16 protein-coding genes are annotated in these 20423 nt (G+C 65.2%); 4 read left to right on the top strand and 12 right to left on the bottom strand.

From position 1 onward, the window contains the following. Window positions 1–647: 647 nt before the first annotated feature. From proS to RBH26_RS08275, 3 genes are all read right to left on the bottom strand, one after another. Window positions 648–2129, bottom strand: coding sequence for a proline--tRNA ligase (proS, locus tag RBH26_RS08285; RefSeq protein WP_306757733.1), 1482 nt, complete (start codon window positions 2127–2129; stop codon window positions 648–650). A 403-nt stretch (window positions 2130–2532) separates the two neighbouring features. Next, window positions 2533–3141, bottom strand: a complete 609-nt coding sequence (locus RBH26_RS08280) for a hypothetical protein (RefSeq protein WP_306757732.1) — start codon at window positions 3139–3141, stop codon at window positions 2533–2535. 277 nt (window positions 3142–3418) lie between these two features. Further along, window positions 3419–3940, bottom strand: a complete 522-nt coding sequence (locus tag RBH26_RS08275; RefSeq protein WP_306757731.1) for an 8-oxo-dGTP diphosphatase — start codon at window positions 3938–3940, stop codon at window positions 3419–3421. Between the two features lie 139 nt (window positions 3941–4079). On the opposite strand from RBH26_RS08275, the gene RBH26_RS08270 reads away from it, so the two are divergent. Beyond that, window positions 4080–4499: an EamA family transporter gene (locus RBH26_RS08270; protein ID WP_306757730.1), complete on the top strand. Its 420-nt coding sequence runs from the start codon at window positions 4080–4082 to the stop codon at window positions 4497–4499. Then, window positions 4499–4918 carry an EamA family transporter gene (locus RBH26_RS08265; RefSeq protein ID WP_306757729.1) on the top strand — a complete coding sequence of 140 codons (420 nt, stop codon included), beginning with the start codon at window positions 4499–4501 and terminating at the stop codon, window positions 4916–4918. Before RBH26_RS08270 ends, RBH26_RS08265 begins: the two co-directional genes overlap by 1 nt. Before the next feature lie 61 nt (window positions 4919–4979). On the opposite strand, the gene RBH26_RS08260 is transcribed toward RBH26_RS08265, so the two are convergent. From RBH26_RS08260 to RBH26_RS08245, 4 genes are all read right to left on the bottom strand, one after another. Then, window positions 4980–8765, bottom strand: coding sequence for a UvrD-helicase domain-containing protein (locus RBH26_RS08260; RefSeq protein WP_306757728.1), 3786 nt, complete (start codon window positions 8763–8765; stop codon window positions 4980–4982). Continuing rightward, window positions 8758–9834, bottom strand: coding sequence for a hypothetical protein (locus RBH26_RS08255; RefSeq protein WP_306757727.1), 1077 nt, complete (start codon window positions 9832–9834; stop codon window positions 8758–8760). The genes RBH26_RS08260 and RBH26_RS08255 overlap by 8 nt, the downstream gene beginning before the upstream one ends. After that, window positions 9827–12064: a hypothetical protein gene (locus RBH26_RS08250; protein ID WP_306757726.1), complete on the bottom strand. Its 2238-nt coding sequence runs from the start codon at window positions 12062–12064 to the stop codon at window positions 9827–9829. The genes RBH26_RS08255 and RBH26_RS08250 overlap by 8 nt, the downstream gene beginning before the upstream one ends. A gap of 498 nt (window positions 12065–12562) precedes the next feature. Next, window positions 12563–14212: a thiamine pyrophosphate-binding protein gene (locus RBH26_RS08245; protein ID WP_306757725.1), complete on the bottom strand. Its 1650-nt coding sequence runs from the start codon at window positions 14210–14212 to the stop codon at window positions 12563–12565. 61 nt (window positions 14213–14273) lie between these two features. Here RBH26_RS08245 and RBH26_RS08240 point away from each other — a divergent pair, with 61 nt between their 5' ends. Continuing rightward, the gene (locus RBH26_RS08240; RefSeq protein ID WP_306757724.1) at window positions 14274–14678 is read left to right on the top strand and encodes a CBS domain-containing protein; all 405 of its coding nucleotides are present in this window, start codon (window positions 14274–14276) and stop codon (window positions 14676–14678) included. A 77-nt stretch (window positions 14679–14755) separates the two neighbouring features. Here the strand turns inward: RBH26_RS08240 and RBH26_RS08235 are convergent, their stop codons facing one another. The 5 genes from RBH26_RS08235 to RBH26_RS08215 form a co-directional block, all read right to left on the bottom strand. Then, window positions 14756–15148, bottom strand: coding sequence for a hypothetical protein (locus tag RBH26_RS08235; protein ID WP_306757723.1), 393 nt, complete (start codon window positions 15146–15148; stop codon window positions 14756–14758). A 101-nt stretch (window positions 15149–15249) separates the two neighbouring features. Next, on the bottom strand, window positions 15250–16203 hold the full coding sequence (gene kdgK1, locus RBH26_RS08230; RefSeq protein WP_306757722.1) for a bifunctional 2-dehydro-3-deoxygluconokinase/2-dehydro-3-deoxygalactonokinase: 954 nt from the start codon (window positions 16201–16203) through the stop codon (window positions 15250–15252). A gap of 190 nt (window positions 16204–16393) precedes the next feature. Further along, window positions 16394–17530, bottom strand: coding sequence for an RNA 3'-terminal phosphate cyclase (gene rtcA / locus RBH26_RS08225; protein WP_306757721.1), 1137 nt, complete (start codon window positions 17528–17530; stop codon window positions 16394–16396). A gap of 99 nt (window positions 17531–17629) precedes the next feature. Then, window positions 17630–18544 carry a pyridoxal 5'-phosphate synthase lyase subunit PdxS gene (gene pdxS, locus RBH26_RS08220; protein WP_306757720.1) on the bottom strand — a complete coding sequence of 305 codons (915 nt, stop codon included), beginning with the start codon at window positions 18542–18544 and terminating at the stop codon, window positions 17630–17632. An 80-nt stretch (window positions 18545–18624) separates the two neighbouring features. Further along, a complete protein-coding gene (locus RBH26_RS08215) occupies window positions 18625–19404 on the bottom strand; it encodes an acetoacetate decarboxylase family protein (protein ID WP_306757719.1) in 780 nt (259 codons plus the stop codon). A 168-nt stretch (window positions 19405–19572) separates the two neighbouring features. Between RBH26_RS08215 and RBH26_RS08210 the strand changes: the two genes are divergently transcribed. Continuing rightward, entirely contained in the window at window positions 19573–20301 is a 729-nt protein-coding gene (locus RBH26_RS08210; protein WP_306757718.1) for a DUF1405 domain-containing protein, read from the top strand. Window positions 20302–20423 lie beyond the last annotated feature (122 nt).

Here is a 20423-nt window from a genome sequence, read left to right as displayed (position 1 = left end):
AGGAATGCTGCCCGGGCAGGGCAGCGATGTCAGAGGCACGTAGTGCTCACCCACCAGAGTGAACACCACACGTGTTCATCAACGTTCCATCGGTAAGCACTATTGGGTTAAAGAGTTAGGTTTGAATCCGGGCACCCTCCCATGGTACCACTAGCTGGTGAACGCACCCCGGGGTCAAGCACCCCCGTTGGCTGCATACGTGCCTCGACGATCCACCGTGACGACCGCCTCGATGACTCTCATACTGCCGGAGAGAACGATTCACCGACGGTTCACTGACTGCTGTCCGGTAGTATCAGAAACAGGGGCCCTGACGGACGGGCAAAGCGATCCTCGGCAGAAACGGGGTCGCTCGAGGCACTGATACGGATTGCTGTAACGATGTACCGCCGATCGCCAGGACGAGGTCGGCGTCCGGCGGTAATTGACGACAGGAGACCGTATGAGCCGAACATATCGTGATTTGGAGGACGTTACCTAGTACCGTTCCAACCGTCGATTGCTGGGTCGAACCGACCTGAACGGCAGGGTTCGACCTGGCAGTTCAGGCGTGGACCGCCATTTAGTACCGTCCCCAGCGTCGAGTGATGCGTACACACAGCCGACCGCTATCGGTTGTACCCATCACTGCAGGCTGGGGACGCCACTTAGTACGACTTCGCGAAGTACGCGATCTCGTCGGCGGGATCGCCACAGACGGCACACTCGTCGTCTTCGGGTTCGGGAACCTCGCCGGCTGTCTGGCCGCCCTCGTCCTCGAGTGGCTGCATGACGATCTCGGCGGCGACCTTCTCCTTGATGGCCTCCTCACAGGCTTCGTCACCGCACCACGCCGTCTTCACGTAGCCGCCGTGCTGGCCGATCGTCCCCATGATCTCCTCGGGGCTGTCGGCTTCACGGATGTTCGCTTCGAGGTTCTCCTCGGCGGCCGCGTACAGTTTGTCGTAGATCTCCTCGAGGTGTTCGTCGACGGCGTCGACGATTCCGTCGCGGTCCTCGACTGCCTCCTCGCTGTCCGGCCGGTGGACCAGCGTGACTTCCTGATCTTCGACCTCGTAGGGGCCGATCTCGAGTCGCAACGGCACGCCGTTTAACTCGTGTTCGTTGAACTTGAAGCCGGGGTTGCGCTCGTCGCGATCGTCGAGTTCGACGCGGAAGCCGGCCGCCTCGAGGTCCTCGGCGAGGTCCTCGGAGTACTCGAGAACCTCGTCTTTGGTGTCTTCCTGCCAGATCGGGACGATGACGACCTGCGTGGGCGCGACCGTCGGTGGGAGTACGAGCCCCTGGTCGTCGGAGTGGGTCATGATCAGCGCACCGATAGCACGCCAGGACAGTCCCCACGAGGTGGTATAAGCCGTCCGCTCTTCCTCGTCCTCGTCGACGTAGGTGATGTCAAACGCCTCGGCGAAGCTCTGGCCGAGGTTGTGACTCGTCGCTCCCTGGACGGACTTCCCGTCGGGCATCAGCGCCTCGACGGTCGTCGTCGTGTCGGCGCCGGGGAACTTGTCGTGTTCGGGTTTCTTGCCGCGCAGCACCGGGATCGCAAGCACGTCCTCGTAGACGCGCTCGTATTGATCGAGACGAGTCCAGACTTCCTCCCAGGCCTCCTCGTTTGTGGCGTGGGCGGTGTGGCCCTCCTGCCACATGAACTCCTTCGTCCGGAAGAACGGCTTGGTCTCCGTGGCCTCCCACCGAACAACGGAACACCACTGGTTGATCCGCAGCGGCAGATCACGGTGGCTGCGGGTCCAGTCGGCCATAAACGGTGCGATGATCGATTCGCTGGTCGGTCGAACCGCCAGCCGCTCCTCTAACTCGTCGTGGCCGCCCTGGGTCACCCACGCGACCTCGGGGTCGAACCCCTCGACGATGTCCTTCTCACGCTCGAGGAAGGACTCGGGGATGAACATCGGGAAGTAGACGTTGTCGACGCCGGTCTCTTTGAACCAGCCGTCCAGCGCGTCCTGGATAGCTTCCCACAGCGCGTAGCCACGAGGCTTCGTGACGATGAAGCCGCCCATCGGGGCGTAGTCAGCGAGATCCGCCTTCTGGACGACCTCGGCGTACCACTCGCCGGGTTTGTGCGATTTCGACTCGGTGATCCCGAGTTCCTGGCTCTCGTCGCTCATTGATTCCACATGCAGTCAGCGCAGTCTTAAACCATGCGAAGGGCGGACGCCCACGGGTTGTCCGGTGTTGATACTGTTGGACAGCACGATTCGACGATCGGTCGCGCGACTGCGGCCGTCCCGAGGGTGACGGCCGCGCGTTCGCGACCGACGTCTCATGACTGCTGTCCGACAGTATGACTGTGACATCCGGATCGCCTCCAAACGTCGTCACGACGGTGTCAAACACCGGGAACTGTCTCACACGGAACGAGAGCAATACAATATCGGGCGGAATGTTCGCCTCGAGAGCACTGTCGAAACCGACCAGGACATCGAAGGTCGAAAGCGTTCGAGAACGGTCGTACCGAAATCTGTGCCCTCGAGCGGATCGCAGTAGGCCGACAGTCGATCGGCGGATTTCTCACTCGTCTTCGTCATCATCGTCGTCCTCGTCATCGTCCTCGTCGTCCTCATCTTCGTCGTCATCATCCTCGTCCTCCTCGTCCTCGCCGTCCTCGCCATCGCCCTCATCGTCCTCATCCTCGTCGTCATCGTCCCCATCTCCGTCGTCTTCCTCATCCTCGTCGTCATCATCCTCGTCCTCCTCGTCCTCGCCGTCCTCGCCATCGCCCTCATCGTCCTCATCCTCGTCGTCATCGTCCCCATCTCCGTCGTCTTCCTCATCCTCGTCGTCCTCGCCATCGCCCTCATCGTCTTCATCCTCGTCGTCATCTTCCTCGTCGTCCTCATCCCCATCTCCGTCGTCTTCCTCATCCTCGTCGTCGTCCTCGTCGGCGTTCTCGCTCTCGTTTTGGGCATCGACATCGCCGTCCTCACCGTCATCGTCGGCATCCTCGTCGACAGCCTCGTCATCACCGACCGCTTCCGAGTCGTCTCCGAACATCTCGTCTTCGGTCTCGCTGTCTTCGTCGGGATCGTTATCGAAACTTCCGTCCAGACACCCAGCGAGTGCGCCGATCGTTCCGACAACTGATGCGACGAGTGTCCGCCGACGAGTCGTATCGACCATAGTAGCGGGACGACGGTATCACGATACCACGGAAGTGTGTTGACGTTGCGATACTCCCTCTGTCTTGTGCGGGTCGTTGTCCGTCTCGTACGGACTACTGTACCGATGTCCTGCCAATCGCCGACCCATATCTGGCAATCAGCGGGACGTGACGACAGGAAACCGTCTCATACTACCGGACAGAAGTCAGTGACCCGTCGGTCGCGAACGCGCGGCCGTCACCGTCGGGACGGCCGCAGTCGCGCGACCGATCGGTGAATAGTTCTGTCCGGCAGTATCAGCCCTCGACTTCGAACGAGCCGTTCCACTCGAGGTCGTAATCGACGAACTCGGCCTCGTCGAGTGGTGTCCCGCCCTCGAAGCGAAACTCGCCGACGACGGTCTTCCCCTCGAGGACGCCCGGCAGCCAGAGGTGGTCATCGTCCCACATTCGATCGTAGGGGACGTCGTCGACGGAGACCCACTCCGGGCGTGCTTCGTCGGTGACCGTCGGCTCGCCAGTAAACGACCGCGTCCGATAGACGTGACAGAACGTGTGTACGTTGCCGTCGAGCAGGAAGGTGAGTTCGCCAGCCTTCGTGAGGGCATCGGGATCGACCTCGAGGCTGACCTCCTCGCGAGTCTCACGGACCGCACACTCCCGGGGCGTCTCGCCGGGCTCGAGTTTGCCGCCGGGTCCGTTGTACCACCCCTCGCCGAGTCCACGGCGTTTCTCGATCAGGAGCACCTCGTCGGTCGCGGCGTCGTCGGAGCCGCGACTCCGCAGCGGGAAACACAGCGTCGTCTCAGTCTCGGCCATACGCACCCGTTCGTTCGATCAGGAATAAAGCGCCCGCCTCGAGCGATCGATGTGAGACCAGTTCCGGTGGTACTATCGGCCCGGCTTCGCAGCTGCGGGACCGTCAACTGTTAAGCCGACACGTACGATTGCCCACCGTATGGAGTACTTGCTGTGGGTCTTGCTGGCGCTTCTCGCCTACTCCTTCGTCGCACCGTTGACGAGTATCGTCATGCAAGACGTCCCGCCGGCGCCGGGACTGTTTCTCGCGACGGTCGTCTTCCTCGCGATCGCCTCCGTCGTCATGGTGGCGACCGGAACCGCCGATCCGTCCTACGCGGTCTCCCTCGAGGCGGGCTACGTCTACGTCGCGGGTGCCTTTCTGGCAGTCGGGATCCTGGCGTATACGGCCGCCCTCGAGATCGGGCCCGTGAGTATCGTGGTTCCGATCTTCGGCATGTTCATCGTCGGCAGTTCGGTTCTCGGTATCCTCGTTCTCGACGAGTCACTGACGGCGACTCGAGTGGCTGGGATCGCCTGTGCAGTGCTCGCGATCGTCCTCACTGCGGGTGGTGACTGATGAGGCGACGGTACCTGTTGCTCTCGGTTGTCGCGTTCGCCGCGTACAGCGTCGTCGCCCCGTTGTTGAAAGTCGCGATGGAGACGATCCCGAGTACGGCCGCGGTCTTCATGTCGAATACGGTCATGCTCGTCCTGATCGGGCTCTTGATGTACTATCAGGGGATCTCGCCACGACCGTATCTCTCGCATCCGAAGACTCCCCATATCGTCGCCTGGGGGCTCTTGCTCGCCGTTGGACTGCTCGCCTACTACCGTGCGCTGGAACTCGGGCCCGTCAGCGTCGTCGTTCCGATCTACGGGCTGTTCATCGCCGTCAGCTCTGTCATCGGGATCGTCGCTCTCGAGGAAGCGTTGACGCCCCGGAAAGGACTTGGAATCGTCTTCGCCGTGCTCGCGGTCGTCCTCATGTCCATGTGATCCCCTCGTGTCTATGTGATCGCTACTCGAGCGAGCGGACGTGGAACGATGGCGGCCGGAATCAGTCGTCGTCGGCCTCGAGGTCGACATCGCCGGCCGGTTCACTGACGTACTCCGCGGGCGCACAGCCTAACGATCGGTGGGGACAGTATCGGCAGTGGTCGCCCGGCGTCGTCTCCCAGTATGTCGGGGTGTCGACCGCTTCGAGCGTCTCGCGGACTGTCGGCCACGACGGGAGCTCGTCGGAGTCGATGAGATCGACGGCTGGCCCCGCGTCCGCACCGACGTAGACGTAACCGACTCGTGTGACGGGTTCGTCGAATCGCTCCTCGCAGGCGCGGGCGTACAGCGCCAGTTGGGTCGCATCCCCGGATGCGATCCGAGCTGTGGTCGTCTTGTAGTCGAGTACGGCGAGGTCGCCGGCCGGCGTTCGCCGGATCGAGTCGACGGCGCCGACGACGTCGCCGGTCACGCCGTCGACGTCCTCGAGCGCGAACGATACTTCCGCTGCCAGCGGCTCCCAGTCGGCGACGGGCGCGTCGAAGGCGGGAGCGGTCGCCTCGAAGAACCGATCGACACAGCCCAAGACGGCCTCGCGATGCTCGAGTAGGCCTCGCGCCGTGAGCTGTCGGACGGCAACCTCACGCCACTCTTTGCGGGTCCGATACCCACGGTAGAAAGCCTCCTCCGCGACGTCGTGGAAGACCGTCCCGACGATCCGGGAGCTAGACTCGAGGCCGTCCCCAGACCGCGAGGGCGGTGACTCGTCGGCGGCCGGATCGTCGAACGCCCGCACGACGTGGTCGAGGTAGTGTTTTCGTGGACAGGTCTCGTGGGTCTCGAGGGCGGTGTAGCTGTGGCGCAACGCGGCCGGCAGCTCGGTCGCGTTCGCGAGCGTCTCGACGGGGAACCGGACGGTATCGGGCGTCAGCGCCGAGAGTCGCCGGCCGCTCGGGAGCCGCCGTGGTCGGGCCGTCCTGTCCGTGTCTCTCCCTGGCTCGTCGCGGTCCTTGTCCCCGTCTCCGCTTTCACGCTCGAGGGCGCCGTAACTCGCCGCGTCGGCCGCTGGCAACAGCGTTTCGTCGCGAAGCAGCCGCCCCAGTCGATGGACGGTCTCGATCGCCTCGCGCGTCTCGAGGGGTTCGATCTGACGGTCGTCGTAGCCGGCGTAGTAGGTGATCGTTCCCGGCGTCTGGCGTGCCGCGACCGCGAGCTCGTCGGTTCGGTCGACGACGGTTTCGGGATAGGTGTCTCGCACTCGCTCGAAGCTCTCGCGAAGCGACGACCACAGTCCCATCCGCTCGCCGGCGACCGACCATTCGATCGCGTCGGCCAGACAGGCATCGGCCGTCGAGACCGCAAGCTCGTCCTCGTTGCCGTCGTAATCGTACGTCGATCCGAAGACGAACAGGTGGTTCTCGGCGCGCGTAAGCGCGACGTGGAGCACGCGCCACTCCTCGCCGACCGTCTCGGTCGCCAGATCGGCACGCAACGGCGACTCGACTTCCGTCGAGAGCGTCGCCGCGAGCAGCCGATAGCGAGCCCGTCGTGCGTAGTCGCGTTCGACACACCACTCCTCGTCGGAGAGGTAGGGGACGAGTACGGTGTCGAACTCGAGGCCCTTTGCCTGGTGGACGGTCATGACGTCGACCGAGTCCGTCGACTGTGTGCCGCGAGTGCGCTCGCTCCCCCCGCCCTGTAACGCCCCCTCGAGGGCCTCGACGAACGCGGGCGTCAACGTCTGGATCACCGAATCGCCGGTGTAGGCGTCGACGAATCGCTCGACGCGCTCGAGCTCCTCGCGTTCCTCAGTCGTGAGAAACCACTCGAGACGAGTGGTCTCGCGGAACCGCCGGACGAACCCAGACAGCGGGTAGACGTCGCGAAGCTCCTCGAGTTCAGTGAGGTGTTTGCGCGCACACTCGACGCGTTCGGGACGGTCGAGCTCGTCGGACAGGGCGGTGTTCATCACCGCGTCGTACAGCGAGCCGTCCCGTCGCTGTAGCGTCGCGAGGTCGGCCTCGGAGAGCCGGTACCGATACAGCAACACGCGCCGGAGGTGGACGTCGGCGTCGGGGTCGACCAGTACGCGCAGGTACGAGACGAGCGTCTGGATCCCGGGAGCGATGTCGCCGCTGGGCGAGCCCGAAATCTCGTAGGGGATCCGTCGCTCCCGGAGCGCGTCGGCGACTGCCTGCGCGTGGCGGTTCGTCCGGACGATGACCGCGATATCCGCGAGCGATCGCGACGAGATGTTCTCGGCGTCGCCGTTTAACAGCCGCGAGACGGTCGTCGCGACCTGAGTGGCCGTCGACTGGCCGAGTTCGTCGCTCTCGATTTTGACGACGCGATCCGGTGGCTCCGCGTCGATTTCCCGCGGGGTCTCGACTGCCGTATCGGCGTCGTCGTCAGTATCGACGTCGCCGTCGGCCCAGTACTCCCCAGGGGTTCGACCGTCCTCTCGGAGCGTTTTCGAGGTCTGGGAACCGTAATCACAGTGGTTTGTCAGATCGAGGATCTCCTGACGGGAGCGGAAGTTGAGTTCGAGTTCGATTGCCTCGTGGTCGTCGTAGGCCGCTGCGAGTCGGTCGAGCCCCTCCCGGTCGGTTCCTCGCCAGCCGTAGATCGCCTGATCCTTGTCACCGATCGCGAGCAGATCCGGCCGCTCGGGACCGTCGGTGAGCTCGGTGATCAGCGCAAACTGGGTCTCGTCGGTGTCCTGGAACTCGTCGCAGTAGACCTGCGTCCACTGTCCAGTGATCTCGGCGGCGATCGCTTCGTCGTCGAGTAACTCGGTCGCCGTCCGCACCAGTTCGTCGAAATCGAGCGTCCGCTCGCGCTCGAGGGAGTCGTGGTAGTCGGCGTAGACGTCGGTGTAGTGGCGGGCCAGCCGCAGGAACTCGACGTAGTGTTTGAGCCGCCCGAACGGGCTCTGTTCGAGGCGGTCGGTCTTCGTACGCCAGATCTCGTTGCCAAACAGTGCGCGGGGCAGCTGTTTCGTCGTCGGATCCTCGAGCGACAGCGCCTCGATCGTGTTGGTTACACAGTCCTGCAGTACCCGAAGATAGCGGTCGATATCGCGGACGACGTCGTCTTCGCGGAACTGTTCCGGTGCCTCCGCGATCTTCTCGCGGCAGTACTCGAGTAGCTTTCCGTAGTCGACGAGTGACGCCTGGGCAGCCTCGAGGTGGTCGTCCGCGTTGAAGTACCGCAGCGCCTCGTTGTCAAAGGAGAGGTCGTTGCCGGCGGTTCGCTCGAGCCAGAGGACGAACTCGTTGCACAGCTCGAGAGTTCGCACTGCCGGCAGTTGCGCCTGGAGCTGGTCGGGTGTGATGTCCTCCTGGCTCATCGCCTGGATGAAGTCGTCGACGGCGGCGGTAAGGTCGTCCGGCGAGCCGTCGCCGCGCCCGGCGGTCGCGAACCCGTAGTCGTTGGCCGCGAGCAGTCGACCGACGATCCGACGGCGCTTGCGCTCGGTGACGACGTCGAACTCGGGCGAGTAGCCGAGGTAGTAGGCGTACTCTCTGACCAGCCGGTAACAGAAGGAGTGGTACGTGTAGACGTCGATCGCCGCGGCGGTCTCGGGATCGAGTCGCTCGGCGACCGCATCGCGAATGCTCCCGGCGGCCTCGTTCGCGAAGGTGAGAACCAACACGTCGTCGGGATCGACGTCGTCTCGTTCGATCGCACGCTCGATCCGCATGAGCATCGTCGTCGTCTTCCCCGTCCCCGCACCGGCGTCGACTGAGGTACAGGCGGCGTGGCTGTCGATGACGGCCTGCTGGTTGCCTTTCGGCTCGTGGGCCGCCCGGCCGCCGTCGGACGACCCGTGGGCGTCGTTACCCATCGAAACGCACCTCCGCCGCGATATAGTCCTCACAACAGACCGTGTACGCACAGTCCGGACAGACCTCACTCGAGAGCTGCTCCCAGCGGTCGGTCGGATCGAACGCGCCGGCAGTCAGGTCGGCGACGACGCGCTCGAGTCGGTCGTCGATCGTCCGGTTTCGGTGTTCGTGTGTCATGCCGTAGGTGTGGTGGTCGACGTAGCGATCGGTCAGGTCGATCGGTTCGAGGGTCGTCTCGACCGTCTCCTGGACCCAGTTGACCGCGGTCCGAGAGCGATCGGCCAGTGGAATCTGGACGTACCGACAGGTCCGGTCCTCGAGCCCGAACCGCTTACACCTGTTCCGGAGGCCGTCGAGGACGACGGCGGTCTCGAAGAGGGCACCGACGAACGAGGGCTCGAAGACGTCCGCCTCGGGATCGAAGTGGTCGGTAAACTGCTCGGCGACGGCGCCCTCCCAGTCCGATCGGTAGCGCAACAGACCAAGCGGGCGCAGCGTCGGGACGAACCGGACGCCGACGATAGACGAGCCGTCGGCGTAGCAGTAGTCGATGGGAGCCGAGATCGTAACGGCGTCGCCCTCGTCGGCCGTCGCCGTCTCGGACAGCGACTGCGTACTCGAGAGCGAACACTCCGGGCCGATCACCTCGCCGCCATCGATCGCCGATCGCAACCGATCGATTCCGGACGCGTGCTCGAGTCCGACCGCGTCGACGTAGGCTTCGAGGGTCGCCTCGAGGACGCGTCGTTCGTGGCGGCGCTGGGCCACCGAGTGAAACCGCTCGTCGTGGTCTTCCCAGAGCGTCTCGAGTCGCGCTCGCGCGGCGTCGAGGAGGGTCGTCCGGTCGCGGTCGGCCTCGTCACGGTCCAGGGCGTCACAGATCGCCGTTTTGAGGATCGCGACGCGGTCCTCGATCGTGGCCGCGGCCTCGTCGCGTTCGCCCTCGAGTTCCTGGACGTGGGCATACTCGTACTGTCGGGGACACCGAAGGTACGTCGTGACGCCCTCGATCGGGATGGGACCGACGGTTCCCGCGTTCGCCGGGGTGTCGGAGACGCCGTCAGTCATCTCGGACCACCTCACCCGCGGCGAACTCGAACTGTGAACGGACCGCCTCGGCGAGTTCGGGATCGACGTCGTCTGCGAGGACGACCGCGATCTCCTCGAACAGTTCCTCGGTCGCACCGAGGTCGGCCTCACCGCCGGTGCTGGCTTCCCGAAGGATTCGCTCGAGTTCGCCGTGAGGCTGGTCGAGCAGCGCCTCGAGGGCGTTTTCTTCGCCGTGGATCGCCGCGTTCGCGTCGGCGTCGACGCTCTCGAGGACGAGTCCCGGCGTCGCGTCGATCCCCTGAAGGTAGCGTGACTCGTCGTACGTTCGCTGTAAGCTCCCGGAACCGCGCTCGTAGGAACAACAGTAGAGCCGGCTCCGCGCGGCGCGGGCGGCGAGTGCGAGCCGCCGGCGGGACCGCTGGGCGTGGTAGGTCTCGAACGGATCGCCAACATCGTCCGCGCCGACGGTGTCGAAGGTAGCCGTGATATCGTCCTCGTTCGGCGCAGTCACGGCGGGGTATGTCTCCATCTCGCGGAGCCACGCCGTCGGGAATAGCTGTGTGAGAAACTGCTCGCCGGGATAGTTGTCGTCGGTCAGATCGAGCAGGAAAACGACTTCCCGGGAGTCGTGCTTGCAGTCCTCGGCAGGACAGACCGTAACGCCGCCGGTCGGCGGCTGGGCCTCGACGGCGTGGACGTAGGGCGCGTCGTACTGGATCGTTCGGCGAAGCATCCGACGAAGCCCCTGCCAGTCGGGCCCGACGAGGTCCGTCTCTTCGACGAACCGGGCGATCTCGAGGATTCGACGGATGCTCTCGTACTGCTCGCGGGCGTCGACCCACGACTCCTCGCGGGCGATCCGTCCCTTCAGGTCCGTCTGCCGGATCCAGCGCTCGAGCGAACGGGCAACGCTCGAGCCGGCACAGGCCTCGAGCAACTCCAGTTCGAAGTCGTCGACGCGGGCATGCAGGCGATCGAGTGCGACCTCGACTGGGTCGGGATCGTCGACGTCGGAGCCGACTCCGTCGCGGCGTCCGTACCCGTCGAGATGTGTCTCGAGGGCGGCACCGTCGCGGGCACACTGCAGTGTGACGAACGCGTAGCACTCGTTGACGACGGGGTCTTCGGCGAGTGAGGGCGTTCCGATGGTCGCCGTCGGCAGACCGGCCTCACGGAGCCGCCGTCGCGTCTCCGGCACGCGTTCGATCCGCGGAACCGCGACGGCGAACTCGTCGTAGCTCCAGCCGTAGCGGTCGCGAAGCGCCTGGATCTCGGTGGCAACTGCACGGACTTGCTGGCGTGCGGTCCGGGTTCGGATCCGGTACGCTCGGCCCCCGTCTCGCTGCGCGTCGGTGTCCGCTCGCGGTGTGGCGCCAGTCGACAAAAATCGCGTGATCGCCCGGTGTGGTCGCCTCGATCGGTCGCCAACCCCGTCTCGCTCGAGTCTCTCGACGTCGAGTCCGGTGCCGACGTGGTCTTCGATACAACCCGGCTCGACTCGCGTCCGTTCGACGCTGGCGTGGCGTTCGCCCAGACAGCGGAGTTCGGCGTCGCGTGTCAGCGCCGCAAGGTAGCGCCGATCGAGCCGGCGAAACTCCTCGAACTCGACGGCGAGGACGGCATCGATCGACTCGCCGATCCGCGAGCGCAGGCCGTCGGCGTCCGCCTCGAGCAGTTCGACGGTGCGAGGGATCACGTCCGCCCGCTCGACGTAGCCCCGGTCCTCGAGTTCCGCGTGGAACCGATCGTTCATCGCATAGAGGAAGGCCAGACAGTCGTGGGGATCGGCCTGCTCGACGTCCTCGAGGCGAAGCTGCTGGCGGGTCGCCTCGAGCAGTAGCTGCCCGACGTCACGGGTAAAGCCCTCGTGGTCGGCGGCCCGCTCTAGATACTCCGGAACCGACCGGCTGGCGCCGTCGATCACCAGCGAGATGAGCTCGATACGTTCTTCGTACTCGAGTCGGTCGAGCGTCGGGTCGTCGGCCTCGAGGGTCTTCGAGGCGTGTTCCGGAAGCGACTCGACGCGGGGTGAGCCAGGAGATCCGTCGGTCGCGGCGACGTCGGCGAGCGCGTCGGAAAGCGTCTCGAGGCCCGCCGGATGGCGTTTCAACACCAGCACGTTCCGGGGGCCGTACGTCTCGGCGAGTGTGGCGTACTCCTCGGCGATCCACTCGAAGAGGACGTCGCTGGGAGCGGGTTCGGAGAGGAGTGTACACGTTCCCTCGAGAGAGGCGGGCGGGGACGCCATCGGTGATACGTCGTCGAGTATAGCCCGTTCAGTACTTAAATGTGCGCCGTCGTGCGGATGTGGTCGTCCTCGTTATGTGATCGACGAAAGTGATATTTGGGCGGTAAGTAGCATCGAGACACTACAGAAAACAAGAGGCAGACGAAATTCGACGCGTCGGCGATAGCCGGACGATCGTGCTGGTGGCATGGATTTCCACGTCCTCCCCAGCCGATTCGCTCGCTCCCGACAGTCGCTCGCTCATCCCTCGCACGATTCGATCCGCGACTCACGTTCGGTTCGCCGCGGATCGGCGCGCGCCACCGCACATCGGCTCGTTGGGCTCGAGCGATGGAACGACGCGGCGACCATCGATCTCGAGTTCGGGGACGCAAGCGACGGGAGAGGGGTGTCGAACGCGTCGAGCCCGGACGGGAATCATACTGTCGGACAGAACTATTGTGAGCAGTTGCCGCTTCCGTCCGGCGAATTCTCTTCAGTGACTGCTGTCCGACAGTATCACGATTGCATCCAGTCGCCCGCCTGTGGCTCCTCGGGATCCGTCGGGATCGCGACGAGGACGGGTTCGTCCGCGGCGACCGCTGACTCGAGTGTCTCCTGGATCGCCGACGGCGTCTCGGCGCGATCGGCGCGCAGGCCGAAACTCGAGGCGAGGCCCTCGAAGTCGATGGGCGTCTCGCCCCAGCCGTAGGCGCCGGCCTCGAGATCGTACGTCCGGTCGGCCTCGTCGCTGATGATCGCGTAATCCTCGTTGACGAAGACGACGACCGTTAGCGGGAGGGCCTCGGCGACGATCGTGTGAAGTTCGTGAACACACATCATGAGGCCGCCGTCGCCGGTCAGCACGACCACGTCGGCGTCGGGGTTTGCACACTGGGCGCCGATTCCCGACGGGAGTCCGGTTCCCATCGTCGCCCACGAGCCGGGGTTGACGTACGATCGCGGCCCGGTGGCCTCGAAGACGTTCAGGCCCCAGACGCGGAAGCCGCCGGCGTCGGCCGCCACGATCGCTTCTCGTGGCACTCCCTCGCGGACGGCCTCGAGCGCGCTCACCGACGGAAGCGGCGGCGACGAGGTCCGCAACGGCGCGAGGCGCTCGCTCGTCGCCTCCCGGACGGCCGCGGCGCGTTCGACGGCGTCGTCGGGTCGGGGTTCGAGGCCACGGTCGGCGAGTGCGTCCTCGAGGGCTGTGAGGGCCGTGCCGGCGTCGGCGACGATCCCGACGGTCGGTTCGTAGCCGGTAGCGAGGTCGTCGGCCTCGAGTGTAACGTGGACGAGCGTCTCGGGGACGTCGACCGACCAGGCGCGGGTCGCAACGGCGTCGAAGTCCGTACCGACCGCGAGCGCGGCGTCGGCCTCGGCAAGCGTCGCGAGCAGTTCCGGGGCGGCGCTGCCCGAGAGCGTGCCGGCGACAGGGCCGCCGTCGCCGTCGGGGAGGACGCCTTTGCCCTTGTACGTGGTCACGACGGGCGCACCGAGTCGGTCGGCGACGCGCCGGAGGTCGTCGCTCGCGTTTGCAGACCGGACGCCGCCGCCGACGACGACCACCGGTTCGTCGGCGTCGGCAAGCAGGTCGACTGCAGACTCGAGGGCGGTCTCGGGAACGTCGGTGACGGACGTCCGGCTGTATGTCCCGGTCGCCGCGAGCGAGACGTCCATCGAGAGGAAGGACTTCGGAATCCCGACGCGGACCGGTCCCTTCGGAGGCGTCTCGGCGACGGCGATCGCCTCCTCGAGGACGGCCGCGGTGCGTTCGGGTCGTTCGACGAGACGGTTCGTCTTGACGACGGTGTCGTAGGTCTCGAGTGGCGTCTCATGGATCCCGTCCCCGCCGCGGATCTCGGGGTCGGTCTCGACGGCGAGATGAACCAGCGGCGTACAGTCGTTGCACGCGTTTTTCAGTCCGTTCATCGCGTTCATATCTCCCGGTCCGGGAACGACGACCGTCGCCGCGGGCCGGCCGCTCGTCTCGGCGTAGCCCCAGGCCTGGTGAGTGACGGCGGTCTCGTGGCGGGCGAGTACGAACCGGACGTCGTCACGCCGGTCGATCGCCTCGTTTAGCGGCAGCGTCTGCTTGCCCGGGATTCCGAACACGGTATCGATCCCTGCAGCCGTCAACCGCTCGAGGACCGCCTGGCTCACGTCCATATACTATGTGTACTGTTCCCCTTCGACAAGCCTTATAGTTGCGACGCCACACAGTATGCGTATGGAAGACATTTTCGTCGCACGTGTCATGTCGACGACCGTACACACGGTCCGATCGGACACACTCGTCGAGGACGCCGCAGGAACGATGCTCGAGAACGACATCGGTTCGGTCGTCGTCACCGACGGCGACGGCCGACTCGAGGGGATTCTGACGACGACGGACTTCGTCCGGATCGTCGCCGAGCGAAAGCCGAAGGATCAGACGCCGGTCTCACAATACATGAGCGAGGACGTCATCACCGCCACGGCTCAGGACGGCATCCGTGACGCCGCGGACGCGATGGTCGAACACGGCTTTCACCACCTGCCGGTCGTCGACGAAGACGAGGCCGTCATCGGCATGATCACGACGTCCGACCTCGCGTCGTACCTCTCTCGAGAAAAAGCACCGAGTCCCGCGTAATCGGTTCGACGCCGTATTCGAGTATCGACGTTGCCCTCGAGTCCGTCTCCAAGTCCGGACCGACGGTCGCCGGGACCCTACTTTTGCTCCGACTCAGTCTCTGAGTCGGACGTGTCGACTCCCGCGTCTTCGGGCAGCCAGCGAACCGTCTCGTCGAGCCGATCCCGTATCTCGCGGGCCTCTGCCGGCGTCAGTTCGACGTCCGCGTGGCCCGTGCCGTGATCGCCGGCCATCGCGTCGATGCTTACGACGATCCGATCGCCGATCTCGTCGTCCGACTCGGGCCGTACCGAGATGTCGGCCCGATCCGGGTAGTCCCGCGGCGGTCCAATCTCGAGGTCGGTCTCGCCGCGAGTGACGCCCACGCAAACGCGTTCTGTATGCTCGAGATCGATCGAATCCGTCGGATCCTCTTCGATCGAGTCTGCGTCTCGGTCGGGAGTCCGCTCGTGGTCGGGCTCGTCGCTCATACGTAGTCGTTGGGTCGCATTCGACTTGGGTGTACGCCCGAGGTCGGAGTGGAACGGACGGATACGCTCGGTCGCTGCGAACGACGTCGACTCGTCCCGTCCTAGCGAGAGATCTCCGTCCCGCCCTCGCTAACGACGGTGTCGACTTCCGACTTGGAGACGAGCGCGGCGTCGCCGGGGATCGTCCGTTTCAGCGCCGCCGTCGCCGCGCCGTACTCGAGGGCTGTCGGGACGTCGTCGCCGTGGAGCCGGCGGGCGATGAACGCGCCGGTGAAGGCGTCGCCGGTGCCGACCGGCGAGACGGTATCTGTCTCGTAGGCGTCCTGTTCGTGGACGACGCCGTCGTGCCAGCCGACGGCACCGTCGGCACCGCGGGTGACGACGACGGTCTCGAAGTCGAACTGGGAGCCAAGCCGGTGGGCCAACTGGCGGGGGTCGCCCTCGATACCGAGGACAGTGCGGGCGTCTCTGGCGGCGATGACGAGGACGTCGATCCCCGGGAACAGCTGGGTCATCGTCTCGCGGGCTTGCTCGGGCGACCAGAGCTTGTTTCGGTAGTTGAAGTCGACGGCAGTCGTCGTCCCGGCCTGTTTGGCTGCCTTGAGCATGTTCGTCGTCGTTTCCCGCAGCGTCGACGAGAGCGCGGGTGTGATTCCGCTGGTGAAAAAGACGCGCGCGTTCTGGATACGATCGACGTCGAACTCCCGCGCCTCGGCCGTCGAGACGGCGCTGTTCTCCCGATCGTAAACCACGTTCGTTCCGCGAGGGTCGCCCGCCCGCTCGAGGTAGTACGTTCCGAGGCGGCCGCGGTGGCTCCAGACGACGTCGGTATCGATTCCGTGACTACGGATTTCGCCGACGACACGCCGTCCAAGCGGAGTCTCTGGGAGCTTCGACATCCAGGTCGCCGTTGCCCCGAGCCGGCTGGCCGCGATCGCGACGTTGCTCTCAGCACCGCCCGCGTGGATCTCGAACTCGTCGGCACTCTCGAGTCGTTCGTTCCCCGGTGGCGACAGCCGGAGCATCGTCTCACCGAACGTGACGATATCGCTCACGGCTCGGCCCTCCGGATCGACCCGCCGATACTGTATACGTCAGTCATATCCGCATCAATGAACGGCGGTGATATAAGTCATAGTGTTATGTCGAAAACTTGTTACCAAGCGCTCGGTTTCGAGAAATCGCGTTCCGGAGCGACATCGGATGGCTCGCGGTTGTACCAGTACATCGTTACAGCAGTCCGTATCAGCCATCGACGGTCTCTTCGACCGCGACGACCCCCGGTTCGTCGACGGCCTCGAGTTCGTCGGTCGTCCCATCACCGCCTTCGATATCGATCGTCATCGATGCGCCGAAGGCCTCGAGTAGCTCACAGCTCGAGACGACGTGGTCTGTAACCTCGGGGACACGAACGCGCCCGCCTGCGAGGGCGATGTAGACGAGCAACTGATCGGCCATGTGGCGATCGACCGGCGGAGCCGGGTCGGTCGTTCGCTCGAGAAAGCGGTTCGCGGCGTCCGCGGCCTCTTCACCGACGCGCTCGGCCGGCTTCCCGCGCTCGCCGAGCGCCGAGAAACCGGCGACACCAGTTCCATGATCGACTCGAAGGACGATCGCCGACCCGGTCGAGGGACTCTCGGCCGTCGTCTCGCGTCGCTCGCCGAGTTCGAGTTCCCGTCCCTCGAGTCCCAGTCGGTCGAGTGCGCCTTCTGCCTGGCGGTGGGCGACGTCGCGGTCGGCCAGTGACTCCGACTCGGTCGCGTAGACGTGGACGGACTCGAGCGACCCCCGTTCCGTGAGGTCGATCGACTCGAGGTCCGACGGGGCGAGTTCGAGGGTCACGCGGCCGCCACCTTCGGGCATGAACCCTCGGCGCTCGACGTCGTAGGTCGCCTCGAGGCCGAACCGTCGGAGCAACGGACGCTTGACGTGGCGAGCGTAGTCGATCGGCGGCGAAAACGGGACGTCGGTGCCGCCGGTGACCGTCACCGAGAGCTCCGACTCGAGCACTGCGGCAAGCGGGAGCACGGCGTCGAACAGCAGCGTCACGCTCCCAGCTGTACCGATGTCGACCTCGTACTCCCCGCCTGGAAGTGAGCCTCGTCCCTGCCCGTTCCAGCCCGTCGTCTCGGCGGTCGACTCGAGGCCCGGATCGAACTCGATCGTCTCCGCGCCGAGTTCGGCGCCGGAGACGTCGGCGTTACAGATCGCGGCCATCGTCTCGAGGACGGCAAGATGCTGGTGGCGAAGGCCAGGCGTCGATCGGTTGCCACGGACGTTTTCGATCCGGATGGGCTCGTTCTCGAGGACCGACAGCGTCAGCGCGGTGCGGACGAACTGACCGCCTGCGTTTGCCCCGTCGAGTTCGTGCGGAGAGGACATCGTAGCCGGTAGTAGGGTCTCGAGTACCGTACCGGTGGTGGTGCGGTTCGACGAACGGAAAACGAGCGGGCTGGAGCCGCGACGAAAAGCGTAGTCGGTCTAGACGCCCCGACCCTGCAACTGCTCTTCCTCGGGGAGATCGGCGTTCGCGTCGCCTTTCATCCCTTTACCGAGGTTCTTCGAGATCTCGGCGAGGCGTTCGGGATCGTCCCAGTTGTTCGTCGCCTCGACGATCGCTTCGGCCATCGCCGGCGGGTTCTCGGCGCCGAAGATGCCGCTGCCGACGAAGATGCCGTCGCACTCGTGGTGCATCATGAGCGCGGCGTCGGCTGGCGTCGCGATACCGCCAGCCGCGAAGTTGACGACCGGAAGCCGACCCAGCTCGGCGGTCTCGTGGACCAGTTCCGCGGGCGCTTCGATCTCACGAGCGTAGGCCTCGCGCTCCTCGTGGGTCATCCCCTCGAGTTCGCGGATCGCGCCTTTGATCGTTCGCTGGTGGTGGACGGCCTGGTTGACGTCGCCCGTCCCCGCTTCGCCTTTGGTTCGGATCATCGCCGCGCCCTCGTTGATCCGGCGCAGGGCTTCACCGAGGTTGCGAGCACCACAGACGAAGGGCGCGGTAAAGTCGCGCTTGTCGATGTGGTAGGCGTCGTCGGCCGGGGTGAGCACTTCCGACTCGTCGATCATGTCGACGCCGGTGGCCTCGAGGATCTGGGCCTCTTTCGTGTGGCCGATACGGGCTTTCCCCATTACCGGAATGGAGACTTCCTCGACGATTTCTTCGACGTCTGCAGGGTCGGCCATCCGGGCGACGCCGCCACGCTTGCGGATGTCCGCTGGAACGGCTTCCAGTGCCATGACGGCGACCGCACCGGCGTCCTCGGCGATGCGGGCCTGTTCGGGGTTGACGACGTCCATGATGACGCCGCCTTTCTGCATCTGGGCGAAACCGCGCTTGACGAGGTCGGTCCCGCGTCGCAGTTCCTCGAGATCAGTATCGTGACTAGCAGTCATGGTACGGGGTTTGGATCCACCGCACTTACGCGTGTCCGTTCGTGACGGGTCGATCGACGACGAGTACGGCCCGATCCCGATCAGGAGCGGTTCGCTCGCGTCTTCCCAGCGGACAGTCGTGCCCGCACTCGAGTGCCGTACAGTCGCGCCAGCGGCTGGGGCCGACAGCCCAGCGCCGTCTGCAGCTCCGGATCGATCTCGAGGCTCGCACCGACGGGCGAGCCGAGTGCGATCTCACCCTCGAGTTCGGCTCGCGTTCGTACCAGTTCGCCGTCCATCGTAGTGTAACTCCACAGCGCCCACTCGCGTTGCCGGGAACCGATCCGTGTCCACGGCCGGGGGACCTCGAGACGGACTCGCTGCGTGCCGTCGTCGTCACGGACGACGGTTCGAAACCCCTGCGGGTCGTCCGTTATCGAGATCGCGGCGCGTTCTTTCGGATACCCCCAGATCTCGCGGCCGAGCGCGACGGACGCCTCGGTCGTCACCGGCAGCCAGTGGACGTAGCCACCGAACTCGCCGTCGACGGCCTGTAGAAACGGGAGGGCGCTTCGACTCCCGCGGACGGCGGGAACGATGACGCCGAACTCGTCGTAGGGTTCGAGTCCGGGTCCGCCGTCCTCGTCCGACTCGTCGCTCGTCCTTCCCACGCGGTGATATCGGATTCCGACGACCATCACGCAGCCGACACCAGGAGCGACGGCGAGCGCAGCGAGCTTCTCGGGAAGGATCGACTCGAGTCGCTTTCGCCGCGCCAGGACGGTCACGCCACCGACCGTACACTCGAGCTCGAGGGGCAACGTGACCTCGTGGCCGGTCGAGAGCGTGACGCGTCGTCGATCCGTGGGTGTGGGCTGCATACGATGGGCCAGCACGCTGGAATAGTTATACTGTTGGGGCCAGTCAGACGGGCTCCTACGGACACCAATCCGTCGGAGATGTCGGTCCAATCGAACGGTATCACCGCCGTCGAACTGTCGCCGACCGCTACTGTTTTGCACACGTCGACCGTCACGTCGGATGAAACGATGTCCGCGACGACCGAACCCCCGAACCGCGATCCGTTGCCGCGATGGCTCGCACCCGTACCGAAACGAATCGAGGACCTCGGGTTGCGGTTCGCGTGGCTCGTCGTCGCGATCAACCTCGCGGGGACGGTCTTCGGCTTCTGGTACTACCGCCAGCAGTTGCTGGACACCGCCATGGTCATGTGGCCGTGGATCCCCGACAGCCCGATGGCGACGCTGCTGATCGCAGTTGCGATCGCGGCGTGGAAACTCGGCTACGAACTACCGTGGCTGACCGCACTGGCCTTCTTCGGCAACGTCATCCTCGGGCTGTGGACGCCGTACACGCTGCTCGTCTTCCACGAGACGTACGCGACCCAGACCCATCCGCTGATGTACCAGTTTCTCTTCTGGAGCCACCTCGCGATGGTCGTCCAGGCCTTCGTCCTCCACCGGATCACCGACTTCCCCGTCTGGGGTGTTGCCGTCGCCGCCGTCTGGTACACGAGCAACCTGATCGTCGACTACTTCGTACCGGTACTCGAGGGGCCACACGGCGTCCACCACACGACGATCCCCGTTCCACAGGACGAACCGATGTTTCTGGGCGCGGACGCACTCGGCGTCGTCGCCGCCGGCGAGGTGACGTTTACGCTGTTGGCGCTGTTTCTCGCGCTCGCGATCCGCGTCAAGAAGTGCGAGCGTGGCACCGTCGGAGACAGCCGCAGTCGTGCGACCGACGGTGGATAGTTCCGTCGGGAGTACGATGCGTATTTAACCGCGGCCTTTATCAATGCAGGCAGTATACCCGGCGTACCCGAACACCGGTGCTCGACCGTCGCTGCCGTCCAATCGAAGACGGTCCAAATCCG

This window comes from Natronolimnohabitans sp. A-GB9 (genome assembly GCF_030848565.1).
Classification (GTDB): domain Archaea; phylum Halobacteriota; class Halobacteria; order Halobacteriales; family Natrialbaceae; genus Natronolimnohabitans.
The sequence above is the reverse complement of the archived record's forward strand: the minus strand, read 5'-3'. Positions and strand labels throughout refer to the sequence as shown.